Origin of the sequence: Halomonas sp. MMSF_3323 (genome assembly GCF_030733595.1) — a bacterium.
Lineage (GTDB): Bacteria > Pseudomonadota > Gammaproteobacteria > Pseudomonadales > Halomonadaceae > Halomonas > Halomonas litopenaei.
On record NZ_JASHIT010000038.1, the window covers coordinates 1 to 17,120 of the forward strand.

The 17,120-nt window shown below is 59.9% G+C and carries 14 protein-coding genes and 4 pseudogenes; 11 read left to right on the forward strand and 7 right to left on the reverse strand.

Annotated features, from left to right (window positions below):
- Window positions 1-75 precede the first annotated feature (75 nt).
- A pseudogene (locus RBB39_RS17565) lies at window positions 76-427 on the forward strand (DDE-type integrase/transposase/recombinase); the annotation flags it as partial.
- 31 nt (window positions 428-458) lie between these two features.
- On the opposite strand, the pseudogene RBB39_RS17570 reads toward RBB39_RS17565, so the two are convergent.
- Window positions 459-1,831: pseudogene (locus RBB39_RS17570) on the reverse strand (IS30 family transposase).
- A gap of 44 nt (window positions 1,832-1,875) precedes the next feature.
- On the opposite strand from RBB39_RS17570, the pseudogene RBB39_RS17575 reads away from it, so the two are divergent.
- The 3 genes and pseudogenes from RBB39_RS17575 to RBB39_RS17585 all read left to right on the forward strand — a co-directional run.
- Window positions 1,876-2,178 (forward strand): annotated as a pseudogene (locus RBB39_RS17575) (integrase core domain-containing protein); the annotation flags it as partial.
- Between the two features lie 218 nt (window positions 2,179-2,396).
- Window positions 2,397-3,854 (forward strand): aldehyde dehydrogenase family protein, encoded by a 1,458-nt coding sequence (locus tag RBB39_RS17580; RefSeq protein WP_124805323.1) that lies wholly within the window; start codon window positions 2,397-2,399, stop codon window positions 3,852-3,854.
- Between the two features lie 17 nt (window positions 3,855-3,871).
- Window positions 3,872-5,605 carry a thiamine pyrophosphate-binding protein gene (locus RBB39_RS17585; RefSeq protein WP_185696496.1) on the forward strand — a complete coding sequence of 578 codons (1,734 nt, stop codon included), beginning with the start codon at window positions 3,872-3,874 and terminating at the stop codon, window positions 5,603-5,605.
- Here RBB39_RS17585 and RBB39_RS17590 read toward each other — a convergent pair.
- Entirely contained in the window at window positions 5,602-6,516 is a 915-nt protein-coding gene (locus RBB39_RS17590; RefSeq protein ID WP_124805325.1) for a LysR family transcriptional regulator, read from the reverse strand. The genes RBB39_RS17585 and RBB39_RS17590 overlap by 4 nt on opposite strands.
- A gap of 442 nt (window positions 6,517-6,958) precedes the next feature.
- On the opposite strand from RBB39_RS17590, the gene RBB39_RS17595 reads away from it, so the two are divergent.
- The 3 genes from RBB39_RS17595 (at window position 6,959) to RBB39_RS22795 (ending at window position 10,036) form a co-directional block, all read left to right on the forward strand.
- Window positions 6,959-7,915, forward strand: coding sequence for a TAXI family TRAP transporter solute-binding subunit (locus RBB39_RS17595; protein ID WP_124805326.1), 957 nt, complete (start codon window positions 6,959-6,961; stop codon window positions 7,913-7,915).
- 3 nt (window positions 7,916-7,918) lie between these two features.
- Complete coding sequence (locus RBB39_RS17600; protein WP_306169235.1) at window positions 7,919-9,847, forward strand: TRAP transporter fused permease subunit; 1,929 nt, start codon at window positions 7,919-7,921, stop codon at window positions 9,845-9,847.
- Between the two features lie 72 nt (window positions 9,848-9,919).
- The gene (locus RBB39_RS22795; protein WP_185696372.1) at window positions 9,920-10,036 is read left to right on the forward strand and encodes a DUF4113 domain-containing protein; all 117 of its coding nucleotides are present in this window, start codon (window positions 9,920-9,922) and stop codon (window positions 10,034-10,036) included.
- Window positions 10,037-10,146: 110 nt separating this feature from the next.
- Here RBB39_RS22795 and RBB39_RS17605 read toward each other — a convergent pair whose 3' ends face one another.
- The 5 genes and pseudogenes from RBB39_RS17605 to RBB39_RS17625 all read right to left on the reverse strand — a co-directional run bounded on the left by RBB39_RS17605 (window position 10,147) and on the right by RBB39_RS17625 (window position 14,367).
- Window positions 10,147-10,590 carry a hypothetical protein gene (locus RBB39_RS17605; RefSeq protein ID WP_124802907.1) on the reverse strand — a complete coding sequence of 148 codons (444 nt, stop codon included), beginning with the start codon at window positions 10,588-10,590 and terminating at the stop codon, window positions 10,147-10,149.
- Between the two features lie 365 nt (window positions 10,591-10,955).
- Window positions 10,956-12,118, reverse strand: a protein-coding gene (locus RBB39_RS17610; protein WP_124802905.1) for an IS3 family transposase whose coding sequence is annotated in 2 segments (ribosomal slippage) — window positions 10,956-11,860 and window positions 11,860-12,118 — 1,164 coding nt in all. Because the reading frame shifts where the segments join, the coding sequence is not laid out codon by codon here.
- Between the two features lie 58 nt (window positions 12,119-12,176).
- Window positions 12,177-12,458: pseudogene (locus tag RBB39_RS17615) on the reverse strand ((2Fe-2S)-binding protein); the annotation flags it as partial.
- 91 nt (window positions 12,459-12,549) lie between these two features.
- Window positions 12,550-13,335: a carboxymuconolactone decarboxylase family protein gene (locus RBB39_RS17620; RefSeq protein WP_124802903.1), complete on the reverse strand. Its 786-nt coding sequence runs from the start codon at window positions 13,333-13,335 to the stop codon at window positions 12,550-12,552.
- Between the two features lie 138 nt (window positions 13,336-13,473).
- The gene (locus RBB39_RS17625; protein WP_124802901.1) at window positions 13,474-14,367 is read right to left on the reverse strand and encodes a LysR family transcriptional regulator; all 894 of its coding nucleotides are present in this window, start codon (window positions 14,365-14,367) and stop codon (window positions 13,474-13,476) included.
- A gap of 97 nt (window positions 14,368-14,464) precedes the next feature.
- Between RBB39_RS17625 and RBB39_RS17630 the strand changes: the two genes are divergently transcribed.
- The 4 genes from RBB39_RS17630 to RBB39_RS17645 all read left to right on the forward strand — a co-directional run bounded on the left by RBB39_RS17630 (window position 14,465) and on the right by RBB39_RS17645 (window position 17,017).
- The gene (locus RBB39_RS17630) at window positions 14,465-15,118 is read left to right on the forward strand and encodes an NADPH-dependent F420 reductase (protein ID WP_124802899.1); all 654 of its coding nucleotides are present in this window, start codon (window positions 14,465-14,467) and stop codon (window positions 15,116-15,118) included.
- A 202-nt stretch (window positions 15,119-15,320) separates the two neighbouring features.
- Window positions 15,321-15,716 carry a cupin domain-containing protein gene (locus RBB39_RS17635; RefSeq protein WP_124802897.1) on the forward strand — a complete coding sequence of 132 codons (396 nt, stop codon included), beginning with the start codon at window positions 15,321-15,323 and terminating at the stop codon, window positions 15,714-15,716.
- A gap of 15 nt (window positions 15,717-15,731) precedes the next feature.
- Window positions 15,732-16,454 (forward strand): dihydrofolate reductase family protein, encoded by a 723-nt coding sequence (locus RBB39_RS17640; protein WP_124802895.1) that lies wholly within the window; start codon window positions 15,732-15,734, stop codon window positions 16,452-16,454.
- Between the two features lie 92 nt (window positions 16,455-16,546).
- Window positions 16,547-17,017 (forward strand): cupin domain-containing protein, encoded by a 471-nt coding sequence (locus RBB39_RS17645; RefSeq protein WP_185696371.1) that lies wholly within the window; start codon window positions 16,547-16,549, stop codon window positions 17,015-17,017.
- Window positions 17,018-17,120: the final 103 nt, after the last annotated feature.

Genomic DNA, 17,120 nt, shown 5'->3' on the forward strand with positions numbered 1-17,120 from the left:
CAGATCCACGAACTCTTGCCGCAGCACTGGAAGCCGGCAGACTGATCACTGAAAGAGGGTGATGCCCGGGCGCTTACCGTCGAGCGCCTGATGCGTCGGATGGGGCTGCGAGGCGTGGTGAGAGGCAAACCGGTCCGTACGACCGTGCCAGATCCCAACAAGGCCTCTGGCGGATCTGGTGCGCCGGCAGTTTCAGCCGGCTCAGCCGAATGCGCTGTGGGTGTCGGACTTTACCTATGTCGCCACCTGGCAGGGGGTCGTCTATGTCGCCTTCGTCATCGATGCCTTTGCCCGCCGGATCATCTGCTGGCGAGTGTCCCGCTCACCCCGCACCGACATGGTGCTCGATGCGCTGGAGCAGGCACTTCATGAGCGGCCTCAGCGACCTGGCAGCGACTTGATCCACCATAGCGATAGGGCCGTTCAACTTAGGTTCAAGGGGTCGTCGCAACACTGGCTTATGATGCCAAGGATAATAGTTCTTTGAGAGCTTCAGCAGGTGTTTTCCAGTCCAGTGTTTTTCGGGGTCTGCTGTTGAGGGTATTCGCAACAGCGTCAAGCTCATGCTCGGAATACCTGCTGATGTCGGTCCCCTTAGGGAAGTATTGGCGCAGCAGACCATTAGTGTTCTCGTTGGTCCCACGCTGCCAGGGACTGTGGGGGTCACAGAAGTAGATCGCCAGGCCAGTATCAATCCGTAGCTGCGCATGTTGAGCCAGTTCCGCGCCTTGGTCCCAGGTCAGCGATCTGCGCAGTTGTTCGGGCAGCATCGCGATCTTGGTGGCAATGGCATCGGGAACAGCCTCGGCCCCGTGACCGGCCAATGCTGGCCCGTTCTTGGTTCTGGCACCGGATCCATGATCAGGCATGGGCGGCAAGTGCAGCAGCAACGTGAACCGGGTCGAGCGTTCAACGAGGGTGCCGATCGCCGAGCTGTTCAGTCCGATGATCAGGTCGCCCTCCCAGTGGCCGGGGACGGCACGGTCGGCAACCTCCGCCGGGCGCTGGCTGATCATGACCTCGGGTGAGATAAAGTGTTTGCCTCGTTGCCGACTCCTCGCACGAGGCACTCGCAACGCCCGGCCAGTTCGCAGGCACGCGGACAGCTCACGACGCAGTGCGCCTCTGCCTTGAATGTAGAGGGCTTGATAGATCGCCTCGTGAGAGATCCTCATCGTCTCATCATCCGGAAAGTCGACGTGCAATCGCCGGCTGATCTGCTCGGGGCTCCAACTGGTTCCCCATCGTCGATCGGCTCGGCGACCATGTCGCCGCCCCCTCCAGGGGACATTGGGGCCGGGAATGTGCCTACCCTCAGCATCGGTCACCACTCCGGCGAGGCGTGATTGCATGTACGCCTGAAGCCGGTCGCTCTTGACGAGCTTGGCAACCTTGGGCCGTTTGGCGGCCCGCTCCGCTTTCCACTGCGCGACCGTGGCCCGATAGTCCAGCATCCACCCCCGGTGGCAGCATTACGGCGCAACTCGCGCGAGACAGTCGAGGGCGACCGCCCCAGACAGCGAGCGATCTCGCGAACCCCATGCCCCTGGGCCCGCAACAGCGCCAGTTCCTCGCGCTCTGCGAACGACAAATAACGCCCTGAGTGCGGCGCCAAGTTGGCCGGTGCCATTCCTCCCGCTTCGAGGAACCACCGCGGTCCCACCGGCTGCGATACACCACACGCCAACGCTGCGTCCTCACTCGATAGTTCCTCTGCAATGCGCTTCCAGAACGCGCGCTTCGCATCCCGCTGGTTGACGCCCGGTCGGCCAGGCGAACGCATCGGTGCTCGCCCCGTCTGTTCAGCGCCCCAGCCGCGTGATCGTCCCATCCAACACCTCCAAAATCGAGATGTTGCGACGACCGGTTGAATCCGCCCAATATGTCTCGATTCGATACACAGAGCGCTTGGAGGACGCCGTTATCGCACCGTCTGTTGGGAGTGTCGGCGACTCATATGACAACGCGCTGGCCGAGACAGTAATCGGTTTATTCAAGACGGAGGTGATCCGCCGAAGCGGGCCATGGCGGCACTTGGAGGCCGTTGAGTTCGCCACCCTGGAGTGGGTCGACTGGTTCAACCATCGACGGCTCCTGGAGCCGATCGGCAACATGCCGCCGGCCGAGCGAGAAGCGCTGTATTATGAGCAACAGGGTCAGGCCAAGAAGGTGGCCTGACTCAAACCAACGGGTCTTCGAGAAAACCGGTACGGTTCACCGTTGTATGCGCGCAGTTTTTCCGACAGGACCTAAATACGCATGTGAATAAGGCGGATACTTAAGCTTTTAAGCCTAAAAGATAGCCAATAGGGTATTTTTAGGTATCAATTTATCTATTTGATCATATCTTAAAGCTCGTCCATTACTAGGTGAATCAGGTAAGCGAGGAGAATGGTATGCAGCGTGTCTGTGAATCCGAACGCATGCTGATCGATGGAGAACTGGTCGAGAGTGTCAGCGGCCAATGGCTTATGTCCGTCGATCCGGCGACTGAGGAGCCCATCGGTCGGGTGCCCGCGGCGACGTCGGAAGACGTCGATCTCGCTGTCCGGGCCGCCGAGCGCGCCTGGCCAGCATGGGCAGGCTTGACGCCGATGGCACGTGCCGACGCCATGCATCGGTTTGCTGATGCCATCGCCGAGCGAGCCGACGAGATCCTACGTATCGAAGTCAGTGACACCGGCAATACAATCCGCCCCATGCGGCAAATCGATGTTCCAACCGCTGTGGAAAGTTTGCGCTATTATGCCGGCCTGGCACCGGATTTGCGCGGCGACAGCATTCCGGCAACCTCTGGGAATCTCCACTTCACAGTCCACGAACCGTATGGGGTGGTCGTCCGGATCGCTCCGTTCAATCATCCGGTGATGTTTGCAGTAGCCCGCACTGCCGCGGCGCTCGCTGCCGGCAATGCAGTGATCGTCAAGCCGCCCGAGACATCTCCGCTGTCCGCCACTGTTCTGGCCGAGATCGCCCGCGATACCCTACCGCCCGGTGTCTTCAACATCGTGACTGGCGAGGGGCCTGAAGTGGGCAACGCACTCGTTCGTCACCCGACCGTCAAGCGTATCGCCTTCATCGGCTCCCCCGAGACGGGGCGTGCCATACAGCGATCAGCGGCCGAATCCGGGGTCAAGCACGTGAGCCTGGAACTGGGCGGTAAGAACCCCATGATCGTATTCCCCGACTGTGATCCCGAGCGGATCGCCGATGCCGCCGTCTTCGGTATGAATTTCTCCTGGCAGGGGCAATCCTGCGGCTCGTTGAGCCGGTTGCTGTTGCACGAGGACATTCATGACCGTGTGCTCGATGCGGTCGTCGAACGCGTCGCCGCGTTGCGTCTGGGTGACCCATTGAGTGAGTCGACGGATGTCGGGCCAGTCAATTCGGCGGGGCATCGACAGCGCATCCTGTCGCATTGTGCCAACGCCGACAACGATGGCGCCCGACGGCTGACGGGGGGCGGGCTGCCCGACGAGGAGTTGTTCCGAAAGGGGTACTGGGTGGCGCCTACGGTCTACGCAGGAGTCACGCCTGACATGCGGCTCTGGCAGCAGGAAGTGTTTGGTCCAGTAATGGCGATAGCGAGCTGGCGCGACTTCGACGAGGCCGTCGCCATGGCCAATGCCACCGAGTACGGCCTGACCGCCGCCGTCTGGACGCACGACATCGATGCGGCTCTCAAGATGGCGCAGCGCGTTCGCTCGGGACACATCTGGATCAATGGATCGAGCATGCACTTCCTGGGCGTGCCGTTCGGTGGCATGAAGTCCAGCGGGGTGGGCCGCGAGGAAGGTCGCGAAGAACTGTTCAGCTACACCGAAACCAAGACAATCAACATTATGCTTTCATGAAGAAGTCAGAGGAAATCATGCATCACGCAATTAGCGACAACGCTACCTGCTGGGGGTCGGATGCTATCGCCGAAACCCTCCAAGCACTTGATCTTAACTACATTGCCATCAATCCCGGTGCCAGTTACCGTGGACTGCACGATAGCCTGGTCAACATGACACACGACGATCCACGGCTTTTGCTGTGCGTGCACGAGGAATCGGCTGTCGCCATTGCGCACGGCTACGCCAAGATCACCGGTCGGGCCATGGGGGTCGCGCTGCATGCCAATGTTGGCCTCATGCACGGCACGATGGCTATCTATAACGCTTGGTGCGATCGCGTGCCGATGGTGGTGCTGGGGGCTACCGGGCCGGTTGACGCCAGTCGCAGGCGTTCCTGGATCGACTGGATTCATACTTCCCAGGATCAGGGCGCCTTGATTCGTGATTTCGTGAAATGGGACGACCAGCCCGGCGGCCTGTCAGCGACCCTGCACTCACTGATCGAGGCCACGGCCAGGGCGAACACCGCGCCGTGCGGCCCCACTTACGTGAATATCGATACCTCGATCCAGGAAGCGCCGCTGGAGACAGCCACACCCGACCTCGACATTGCCCGTCGCGGTGCGCCGATGTCGGGGGCGCCGGCGCCGTCCCTTATGAGTGAAGCGCTCCAGTTGCTGACCGAGGCCCGCCGCGTCGTCTTCTTGATGGGGCGTCTGTCACGCAGCGACGTGGACTGGCAGCGACGCATCGCCCTGGTCGAGCGACTGGGCGCTGTCGTGGTCACCGATTTCAAGACCGGCGCCACCTTCCCCAGTTCTCATCGCGCCAATGTCGGGCGGGCAGGTTACTTCCCCGATACCGAGGCAAAAGCTGCGATCGCCGATGCCGACGTGATCGTGAACCTCGATTGGATCGATTTCGGTGGCACGCTACGTGCCGTGTTCGGCGATGGGCCAGTGCCGGCGAAGATCATCTCTGCCACGCTAGATCAGCACAGTAGCCGAGGGTGGGTGAAGGACGGTGGTGCCCCCGCCCCGGCCGATATTAGCTTTCTCAACGCACCGGATCAGGTCGTCGCGGCCGTGCACGAGGCCCTCGGCAACCCGCCATCGGATCCCCTGCCCGCGTGTCCGGAACCCGCTCGGGTGACGGAAGAGCCGATGACACCGCAGGACATCGCGGCATTGCTGCGCGATGGGATCGGCAATCGACCCAGTTGCTTGATCCGTGCGCCGCTCAGCTGGACCGGCGAGGACTGGCCGGTCGATCACCCACTGGGCACGCTGGGCTATGACGGTGGTGGCGGGGTTGGCTCGGGGCCGGGTATGGCCGTAGGTGCCGCACTTGCATTACGCGATGCCGAGTCCCCGTTGCTCCCCTTGGCGGTACTAGGCGATGGCGACTTTCTGATGAGTGCCTCGGCCTTGTGGACGGCAGTCAACCAGAAAGTGCCTCTGCTGGTCGTGATCATCAACAATCGCTCCTTCTATAACGACGAGGTACATCAAGAGGCGATCGCTAAGGCCAGAGGGCGCCCGGTGGAGAACAAGCGGGTCGGAATCGTCATGGATGAGCCCGATATTGACATCAGTGCCATTGCTCAAGGATTCGGTGTAACCAGTTACGGTTTGTTGCGTTCGCCCGAGACGGTTCGGTCGGCGTTGACCGATGCTATCGGCGTGGTCAGAGATGGCGGCGTGGCGCTACTGGAAATCGAAGCGGCCAAGGGATATGCACCCTCCATGGTCCAATCAATGCGCTAGCTGTTCTGCTCGCGAAGCGAGCGGGTAATCTCCTCGATCATCGTGCTCTGAAACCGGTTAAGGTTCTTGTTCTTGCGACGTATTAGATAAAGCGGAACCCGTAGGTCCATGCCTGGTGTATCGATACGCCGCAGGCTGCCTGATACCAGTTCGTCATGAATCGAGGAGTGGAAGAGGAAGGCAACGCCTACGCCAGTGCGGACCGCTCGCTTGATAGCCTCGGGATGGCCGAATTCCATCAGAATACGACGACGGGACACTCCATACTCCATCAGCAAGTATTCTTCGATATCACGTCGAGGTGTCCCCAATTGAGCTGTGATGTATGCGAGATCGTTCAACGAGGTGCTTGCCGCCTGGACCGCAAAGTGGTCTGCGGCGGCCAAGATTAAGCGTTCGTCGCGGACGTGCTCAATCTCAAGGTCATTGATCTCATGTCGAGGATCGAGAATCGTAAAAGCGAAATCGCACTCTCCTTGGCGAACGGCGTCGGTGACTGATAACGAGGTCATGACTCGTACAGAAATTTCGCCACGAGGATATCTCTGGTGGATCGATGCGATGATGCCGGGCAGGACATAAGAACCTAGGGTCATTGATGCGCCGACGCTGACCTTGCCGGACACGCCTCGTTGCGTATCGGCGATCTCTCGTTCCAGTTCGCGAGTACGCACCACGACGTCAAGGGCCCACCCATAAACGCGCTGCCCCTCCTCGGTCAACTCGATGCGACGACCGCTACGCGCGGTCAAAGTCACGCCAAGCTTGTCGGAGAGGGACTTGAGGTGGGTCGATACCACAGGTTGGGCGATATTGAGATGCACGGCTGCCAGGGAGACGCTCTTGAGCTCAGCCACGGCACAGAAAACCTCGAGCTTGTGAATGGAGAGCTGTGAAATAACAGATCGCATGGCGTAATCTATACCTTTTAGAGTATGAGGATGCCCGTAAATATATATTAGTTTTCACATAGGAGCACAATTAGCCTTAAGGAGGGAGGCTCGGAATATACAGGCAAAGTGGCTGGATTGTCCTGCTGAGGCTTTTCTTACAATGAACTCAGCATCATCAGATTTGATATTTCAAAAATCCAAAGTTAGCAATAAAGGAGTGGTCTAGGAAAAGAAGATTTAACTGATGCTTGGGCAGTCATAGTCCATGGATGGGGCGATCGGTATGCCGCTGCCGAGAAATTGGACGTCATTCGAGTGCCGAGTCTGAAGTTTGAAAGGCGTTGCTGTGGTGTGCTGCCTCATGAGCGTCTATCAAAAAACAGCCATATGACAGGCCAGCACGACAAGACATGTCTGTGGCTAATGACATTAAACAACAAGATAGGCGAGGAGTTTCGTCATGAAGTTTTCTAAAATGAGCTTTCTTGTATGCTGTGTAGGTCTACTGATTTCTAACGTCGCAGTGGCGCAGACACTAGGTATCGGGGCCGGTCGACAAGGATCGCAGAATTATGCCGTCAATGCTGGACTAGCGAAGTTTCTAAGCGAGGTAACTGAATTGGACGTGCGTGTCCAGGCCTACGGTGGATCAGGACAATCGATGCCGTTGATCGATACCGGACGGTTAGATATCCAGTTGATCCCTAGTCCTGACGTTATGGCTGCATTTCAGGGAGTCTCGCCCTTCGACGGTCGCGCTCTGAAGAACTTGCGTGTAATAACCTCACTAAATTCCTCGGCTTATGGCTTCATGGTCCGGAAGGACTCGGAGTATGAATCCGTATCTGACCTTAAGGGGCATAGCCTCACCTATGGTTATACAGCGCAGCCAACCCTCCGGCTGCAAGTCGATGGGATTCTTGCTGCTGGTGGACTTTCCATCGATGACCTTCAAGCACATATGGTGCCTTCAGTCCCTAACGGGGTCGATGATTTCATTTCAGGCAATGTCGACGCGGCATTCTTTTCTTTGGGAGGCGGTAAATCTCGCGAAGCCGATGCTACCGTAGGTATCCGCTGGCTAGCACTCGATGATACGCCTGAAGCCGAGGCGGCAATGCAAGAATTCGTACCGACATCCTACATCAAAATGGTCGAGCCGGCGGAAGACAATGTCGGAGTTGATAAACCGACACCCATGATGAGCTATGACTATGCTCTAGTCGCAGGAAAAAGTGTGCCTGAAGATGTTGTTCAAACCATTGTCGAGGCCATGCATAAAAATCCGGACAAGGTGCGCAATATCTACAAAACGTTTTCACAGTTTTCCCCTGAGGAAATGGTGCCTTCTTTTTCGGGGCTGACCCTACAACAAGGGGCCGAAACCTACTACATCGAGTCCGGACTCATGGAGTAACCCATGCAGGAAAACAACGGGGAAGAGAAACGTTACTGGGGGCAGGCAGCCGTCGTGTTAATGAGATGGTGTCTCGGTGTGTTGATCGTGGTATTGCCGGTGGGTTACGCCGGCAATGTATACCAAGCTCTGGGAGTTTCCCTTTATGATGTGCAAATCCTGGCAATGGTGCTTACCTGTGCATTAGCGTCGGGGTTCGTTCTAATGGCAGAGCAGGCCAGAAATCGCTTAATCGTCTTTTTGATGGTCGTCTGTGCCATCGTCACCTTGGGGGTTGGTGGGTATATTGCTCTCTACTACCCTGCCGTCTCGATGGAAGCTCCCTTTATGCCTGGCTGGCTCATCGTGTTGAGTGGTGTTGTGTTCGCAGCGATGATGCTTAACCTCCCCAAATCTGCAGGGGTGGGGATTATGGCAGTAGTATTGCTATTTATGGGCTATGGATTGTTCGGTCATCTCGTCCCTGGAGAATTGCAAAGCCGTCCGACATCACTGTCAGAGCTTTTAGTGTATCTTGCTATTGATGCCAACGGCATGCTCGGTACCGCCCTCAAAGTGGCAGTAGTTGTGGTCGTTCCCTATATGTTGTTTGGAAAACTCTTGGCTCGCTGCGGGGCTGCCGATTTCTTCAATGATGTTGCTCTTGCCGGTATGGGCCGCTTTCGTGGTGGTCCCGCAAAGGTGGCTATCACCGCATCTGGACTTTTTGGTTCCATATCAGGGAGTGCGGTCGGTAACGTTGTGGGAACCGGAGTCGTGACCATCCCTATGATGAAGCGAGCCGGTTTTCCGTCTACCTATGCCGGTGCCGTCGAGGCGGTTGCCTCGACGGGTGGGCAATTGGTTCCACCCGTAATGGGCGCCGCAGCCTTTATAATGGCGGATCTCATCGGAATCGACTACTCCGATGTCATGCTTGCGGCATTGCCTTCAGCTTTTCTCTACTATCTTGCCATCTTCATCAACGTCGACTTGCAGGCTGCCAAGCACGGCATTCGTTCCATTGAACGAGCGGAGATTCCATCTGGATGGCAATCTCTACGTCAAGGTTGGCACTTTCTTCTCCCTTTTGTAGTGCTATTCTATACGTTATTTACGCTCAACATGCGTCCCGAGAGGGCTGCCGTCCTTTCCATCCTGACATTGCTGGTCGTGAGCCTGGTTTTTGGCTATCGAGGCAAACGCATCAGCTTACGTGACATCATTTTTGTAGTTTCGTCAGCCGGAAGTGCAGCGGCTAACCTTGTTATTGTCTGTGCGGCCGCGGGTATGATCATTGGCGTGCTGAATCTCTCAGGACTGGCCTTCAACCTTACACTACACATCATTAATGCCAGCGGTGGAAATGTCGTAATCTTGGCTTTTATCACGGCCTTGATAAGTGTAATTCTCGGTATGGGGATGCCTACAGTCGGGGTTTACATCTTGCTCGCCACACTAGTCGCTCCTGCGCTTGTTGAATTCGGCATTCCGATTATAGCAGCCCATCTCTTCGTCTTCTATTTCGGCTTGCTATCAATGGTAACGCCGCCAGTGGCGCTGGCCGCATTCGCGGCAGCCAATATCGCAAATACAAAGGCGTGGTCAACTAGCGCGTCTGCCATGCGCCTCGCTTGGCCAGCATATGTGGTGCCATTTCTCTTTCTGTTTGCGCCTTCACTGATTCTTGAAGGAAGTCCAATAGGTGTACTTTGGGCATTGGCTTCGGCAACCCTCGGTATTTATATGGTGACTTCGGGTATCGTTGGTTACATGAGAGGTAGCCGAGGTACTGCATTCCGAGGTGCATTGATCTTGGGTGGTATCTTGGCACTGATTCCTGCCGGCCTCTTCTCGTTTGGGTTTTACTCCGATATCGCCGGGCTAATGATATTTCTCGCTTGCTGGTTCTCGGCAAGAATGTCAAAGTTACATGAGGGCGTGCTGCCATAAGATGCTATTTAGTCGGGGCCGGGCAGAGCAACTGCCCGGTCTATCCGACTGATAACTTTTGGGGGATTTCGATTGGCCCAATCATTCCTATGTGTAAATAGGCCAGGTAATGCCTGGGGGCTACGGTGTGAAAGGATGACACCTAGGTACATGACGCGATGGAACGAGTTGGTCAGTGTGAAATCGTGAAATTCAATGTTCCGTCTGTATACCGTATGGGCGGTCTCAATGACCAAGTGCAAAACGTGAGCCATCAGGTACGATGTTGCACTTGGGAACGTAAACTGGCATATATGGTATTATAAACTGGTCTTACCCTTGATTTGAAAAGCTTCTGCACTGGGGCAGAAAGTTCGCGCTTCTGGGGCCGAGGCTCCTGCTCGCATAGACTTCCAACAGGTACCTACTACCGAACAGTTATTGCATATTTCTTCCAAGGTTTCAAACTCAGGAGAATCTCCGGTTGAAAAGTCACTCTTCGAAACCCCAAACCGGCTCATCATTGCTGGCATCAGAGTATTGGCCGGTATCAACCCCCCGTAGTTTCCATTATTCATACGCCTAGCTACTTCACTCTCGAATTTATCTTCAAGTGAGAAATTTACATCCTGGATTATCTTCTGGTAAGCTTCGGGAGATTCATCCTGTATGTCGAGAAGCAGTTTCGAAAGGTGGTTCTTGTAGAAAAATTCCGAAACCTTGTGCATGCTTCTCACCAAATTCTTTTCAATACGGATATTCATTATCTCATCCTCGAAGTAGGTCAATCCACGTTAAGGTTAGGTGCATACTGAAATATGATTCTATATCTAAGTATCTTAGGGGGGTATGGGATATTTTCATTGACCCAGATCATTTTTATCCTACAAAATTCGTCTGCTAGATGCTGAGTGTGTTACCAGATCAGTGCCCTCAAGCTTGAGAACTGGCCGCGTAATCTGCTGATTCTATTGTTTTTTCTTTCAGTGCTTGTGCTCCCCTTATGGCATCTTTGTAGTTACACCTGCCAGAGCTGTAATGACCCCCTGGTTTCTGCACACCCTACGCCGCTAATGCTGGGTTGATCTTGCCCAGCAACTGATCTTACCCAGCATTGGTGGACACCAGTCTAAGCGATCTTTCGGGCCTCAAAGGCCTCTGGGCTGATCATCCCGATTGCACTGTGCCGCCGCTGCCGGTTGTAGTCCAATTCAATGTACTCGAACACCTGTCGTCGCATCGCCTCACGGGTCTCGAATCGCTCGCCGTGGATGGCTTCGACCTTGAGACTGTGGAAGAAGCTCTCAGCGCAGGCATTGTCGTAACAGTTGCCTTTGGCGCTCATGCTGCACTGGAGGTCGTGACGCGTCAGCAGCGACTGGTACAGCGTCGAGCAATACTGGCTCCCACGATCCGAGTTGACGATCACGCCCTTGGGCATCTTCCGGCTCCACAGGGCCATTTTCAGTGCATCGCCGACCAGGTCAGCGGTCATGCGCTCGCTCATCGCCCAGCCGATCACCTTGCGTGAGTACAGGTCGACCAGCACGGCCAGGTAGAGCCAGCCTTCACCGGTCGCCAGGTAGGTGATGTCGCCGACCCATTTCTGATTCGGTGCCGTAGCGGTGAAGTCCTGCTCCAGCAGGTTTGGTGCGACTGGCAGGCCATGCCGTGAATTCGTGGTGGCTTTGAACTTGCGAGCGGCTTTTGCGCGCAGGTTCTGCCGACGGAGGCTGGCGGCCACGGTATTGCGGCAGATTGCTACGCCAGCATTGTTCAGGTCATGGGTCAGCCTGGGGGCGCCTGAGCGCCCCTTCCCCTTCTCGAAGGCCTGAGCCACACGCTGATCGGTGATCGCTTGTCGGCAGCGGCGGGGAGACGGCCCACCACCACGTTGTCGCCAAGCGTAGTAGCCGCTGCGGGCAACGCCGAGAAACGCGCACATCCGTTGAACGCTGAATGCCTGACGATGCTGCTGGATGAAGGCGTACTTCACTTCAGGCTCTTCGCGAAGTACACCGCGGCTTTTTTTGCGATTTCAAGCTCTTCCGACTGCTCAGCCAGCTGACGCTTGAGGCGCGCGTTCTCTTCAGCCAAGGCCTGCTCGCGGGCCGAAGCACTTTGCTGCTGCTGGGCCTTGGCTCGCCACTGGTAGAACTGGCTGGGCTGAAGCCCCAGCTCACGAGCGGCGGCACTGGTACCAACACGATCAGCAAGTGCCAGGGCCTCATCCTTGTAGGCCTGGGTGTAACGGGTACGGGTCTTCTTCATCGATGCTGCTTGCCTTGCCATAGGGTCACCTCGTTCAGTGTACTGCCTTAACGGGGTGTCCACTGTTCGTGGGCAAGATCATGATCTGACCACCCTGGCAGTAGCCGCACTGCGCCACGTCCAGGTCCAGCCAGGCCTGCTGGACCCGCCGGCCGGTGGCGTCCTCGGCCAGCGCCTCGATGGTGGTGATCTCGCGCCCCTGGGCGGCGGAGATCGGGGTGATGCAGGAACGCGTGGCCTGGCCGTCCAGGTGCACCGTGCAGGCGCCGCACAGGCCCTGGCCGCAGCCGAACTTGGTGCCGGGCAGGTTGACCACGTCGCGCAGCGCCCAGAGCAGCGGCATCCGCTCCGGTACGTCCACGTCATGCTGTTAGCCGTTGATCGTCAGGGTGGGCATCACTCTCTCCTGGAGCTTTTTTTCGGTTCGGGGGGCACGACCGGCGGATCGGGCGTCACTCGGCGCGTGACTCGAAGATCTCCTTGGCGACCGGCAGGGTCGAGAATACGTTGGGCCAGCCGGCATAGAACGCCAGCTGGGTCAGCAGCTCCGAGGCCTCGCCGCGGGTCAGGCCATTGTCCATGGCGCGATTGAGATGGAAGCCGACCTGCTCGATCTTGCCGGCGGCGATCAGGGCGCTGACCGTGACCAGGCTGCGGTCGCGCGGGCTCAAGGCCGGGCGCAGCCAGAGGTCGCGGAAGAGCACGTCGGTGGTGTACTGGAGCACGCCGTCGGAGGAGCCGCCGTAGGTGGCCTCGACGCTCGCCTCGCGGGCCTGCTCGGCCTCCTCGTCGAGCGGCAGCAGCTCGGGGTCGGCGTCGGGTAGCTGATCTTCGCCGATCCCGCGCTCGGCGAAGACGTCCTGGACGATGGCGACCGCCGACATGGCATTGCCCCAGCCGGTGTAGAAGGCCAAATGGGTGATGGTCTCGGAGATCACCGCCGGGTCGACGCCGTTGTCGAGGGCCCGCTCGACCTGGGCCCGCATCTCGACGCGGTGGTTGCGCGCGATCACGGCCGCCAGGGTGGCGACGCTGCGGTCCCGGGGCGAGAGTCCCTCGCGAGCCCAGACCTCACCCAGCACCAGGTCCTCCTGGTAGGCGGCAAGCGCCGGAGAGACGGCGGCAATCTCCTCGGTGCCGGGCACGTCCGAGGAGGGGGCGGGGTCGTCAGCCAGGGCAGGCAGGGCCGCTGCCGTCGACATGGCGAGTGTCAGCAATGAAGCGGATGCGAGTTTCATCGTCGTCTCCTGGTCATGAGGGGGCTCGGTCCTCGAGGCAATACGTGCCGAACCGCCGTTCACGGTGGCAACGGGTGAGCTAGGGAACAAGCCTGCCGAACAGGATGCTGTTATGAAGGAGGTTCATGAATGACGGCGTCAGGAGCGATGTTTCAAGGCGTCCACGATGACCCCGAAGGCCAGGGACGACTGCCGGCGATGGGGGTAGTAGAGGAAGTAGCCGGGAAACGGCGGGCTCCAGTCCTCCAGTACCGCCACCAGCTCGCCGCTATCGAGGTGGGGGCGCACCAGGTCCTCCGGCACGTAACCGAGACCGTACCCGGCGAGGGCGGCCCGCACCACCGGATAGATGGTGTTGAAGGTGAACTGGCCGTCCACCCGCACCTTCAGCTCGCGCTCCGCCTTCTCGAACTCCCAGGCGTAGAGGCCGCCATGGGTGGAGAGGCGCAGGTTGATGCAGTCGTGGTCGGTCAGGTCCTGGGGGACCCGCGGCCTCTCCCGCCCCTCGAAGTAGGCGGGCGAGCCGACCACCAGCATGCGAAAGTCCGGGCCGACCCGCACGGCGATCATGCCCTCGGAGACCTGCTCGCCCAGCCGCACGCCGGCATCGAACTTCTCGGCCACGATATCGGTGAGGCTGTAGTCGGTGACGACCTCCACCTTGAGCTCGGGGTAAGCCTTCAATACCGGCGCCAGCTTCGGCCAGATCACGGCGTCGGCGGCATGATCGGTGGCGGTGATGCGGATCGTCCCGGCCGGCCGGTCGCGCATCTCGACCAGCGCCTCTAGCTCCTCCTCGATCTGCGAGAAGTGGGGCGCGATCCGCTCGAGGACGCGCTCCCCTTCCGCCGTCGGCGTTACCTTGCGCGTGGTGCGCGTCAGCAGGCGAACGCCGAGTCGGCTCTCGAGCCCGCGCACGGCGTGACTCAACGCCGACTGCGAGACGCCGATCTGCGCCGCGGCGCGGGTAAAGCTGCCGACCCGGGCGACGACGACGAAGGACATCAGGTCGGTGACGTTCTCCCTCAGCATTGATGAGCCTCTCTCATAATTGTTTTTCGATTGTAGCAACTTATCAGCCGCGAGCAGGGTGCTACCGTCTGATGAAGCATCTTGATGGGAGACCTTCATGAAGATCGGGATACTCGGCGCCGGCCTGATGGGCGCCAAGCTCGGCACCCTCTGGGCCTGGGCCGGCCACGACGTGACGTTCAGCTACTCGCGCCGCCCGGAGAGGCTGGAACGCCTCGCTCGGGACGCGGGGGCACGAGCGGGCACGCCCGCCGAGGCCATCGACGGGGCCGACGCCGTGCTGCTGGCCGTGCACTGGTCGAGGATCGACGATGTGCTGGGGCAGGCCGGCGACCTGGCCGACCGGGTGGTCGTCAACTGCTGCGTGCCCCTCGATCTCGACAACCGGGACCTGGTGCTGGGCACCACCACCTCGGGAGCGGAGGCGCTGGCGCGGCGGCTGCCCCGGGCGCGATTCGTCTCGGCCTTCAATACCTGTCCCAGCGAAGCCCTGTTTGAGGTCTTCGCCGCGCGGGAAGCCGTCTCGCTGCGCCCCCAGCTGCTCTATTACGGCGACGATGCCGGGGCCAAGTCGGTGGCCCGCCGGCTGATCCGTGACGTCGGCTATGAGCCCCTTGACGCCGGTCCGTTGCACACGGCTCGTTTCGTCGAGCCCTTCGCCATGGTGACCGCCGAACTCGCCTACGCGCAGCCCGGTGGACCGGCCCTCGTCTATCGCTTCGAACGGCTCGGAGGAGAGGCAGACTCATGAACCAATTTCATAACTTCTAGTCGCCCACCCCCGTTTATCGATAAGCGGGTGCCCACTATCTTGATAGGCACACCATCTTTTCTGGTATCCGCTCTGTTCCGCTGCTCTTTCCACCACCCCGGCCTCCCCGGTCCCCTGGCAGGTTGCGCGTCGCGAGAGCAGGTATCACGGAGCCGGTATCGCATTGCGAGAGGAGTTCACCATGAAGATCACCCGCGCAGGCAGCCAAGCGTCCCAACCAGGGCCGGAGGCGTACTTCACCGGCACCGTGCGAATCGATCCGCTGTTTTCGGCCGAGGCGCCCGGGACCGCCTCCGGCGCCGCCGTGACCTTCGAGCCGGGGGCGCGCACCGCCTGGCACACGCATCCCGCCGGTCAGACCCTGATCGTGACCCAGGGGGTGGGGCGCGTGCAGCGCGAAGGCGGCCTGGTCGAGGAGATTCGCCCCGGGGACGTTATTTGGTTCGCGGCCAACGAGAGGCACTGGCACGGGGCGGCACCGGAGGTCGCCATGACGCACATCGCCATCCAGGAAGCCGTCGACGGCTCGGTGGTGACCTGGCAGGAGAAGGTCAGCGACCGGGACTATGCCGGCTGACCCGGGAGAGACGCCATGCGCCCCAGCATCACCTGCCACATGATCACCTCCCTCGACGGCCGTCTGCATCCACAGCGCTGGGGCGACCCGGCGGACGGCCGGATCGATGAGCTCGTGGCGCGCCACTACGAGGCGGCGGCGAGCCGGCTGAAGGCCGAAGGCTGGATCGTCGGGCGCCGGACCATGGCGGAATTCGTCACCGAGCACGCCGAGGCGGAACGGCTCGAGGCGCCGCGCTCGCGCCCCCCGCACCTGGCGGCGCGCGCCGGCCGTGATCTCTGCGTGGCGATCGATCCCGCTGGCCGACTGCGCTTTGAGGCCGATCACGTCGAGGGCGACCACGTGGTGGTGATCCTCTCGGAGCGGGTCGCGGAGCGACGGCTCACCCGGCTGCGCGAGGCCGGCGTGACCTATCTCTTCGCCGGGCCGGACGGCGACGACCTCGCCCCGGCGCTGGCCACGCTCGGCGAGGCCTTCGGCGTCGAGCACCTGCTGCTCGAAGGCGGCGGGGTCACAAACGGCGCCTTCCTGGCGGCGGGGCTCATCGATGCGCTGAGCATCCTGGTCTGCCCGGCCCTGGATGGCCTCGCCGGCGAGCCCTCCATCTTCGACCACACGGGTCCGCCGGGCAGCCGCCCCGCGGCGGGACAGCGCCTTCACCTGCGCGCCTGCGAGACCCTGCCCGGCGGCGTGGTCTGGCTGCGCCATGACATCGAACGAGAGGCCCCCTCGGCGTAGCCCCTACCGGGCTTTTGCCGCGCCTCGGCTATCCCCCCACCGATTCCGGCAGCCCCGAGGCTTGCCGCTTACCCCACTCGAGGAGAGTTCGCATGATCCGATTCAGCGCTATCGCCTTGACCGCTGCCTTGGTGTCGACCGGCGCCGTCGCCCAGAGCATGGAGGTCATCAAGAATGGCACCCGTGAGGGCTTCATGGGCCCCGACGACAAGTTCACCGGCACCGCCTATATCGAGCCAGTCTTTTCCAACGAGGCGCCGTTCGTCGTCAACGGCGGCAAGGTGACCTTCCTGCCGGGGGCGCGCTCCAACTGGCACACCCATCCCGCCGGGCAGGTGCTGGTGGTGACCGACGGCGCCGGTTGGGTGCAAGAAGAGGGCGAGGAGAAGCGGCTCATGGAGCCGGGCGACGTGGTGTGGTGCCCGCCGGAGGTCAAGCACTGGCACGGCGCCACCGCGACCACCGCGGTCACCCACATGGCGATCCAGCAGTTCAAGGACGGCGAAAACGTCGTCTGGATGGAACCGGTCACCGACGAGCAGTACGCCGGCGACGCGCCGTGATCGCGCTGGCCGTGGCCATCGCTCGTGATTGATGAGCCGTAATCATGAGTGCTTGCAAATTGTCCGGGCTAATCGTGCTGGCGAGCCCGGCGTACCATCCTCT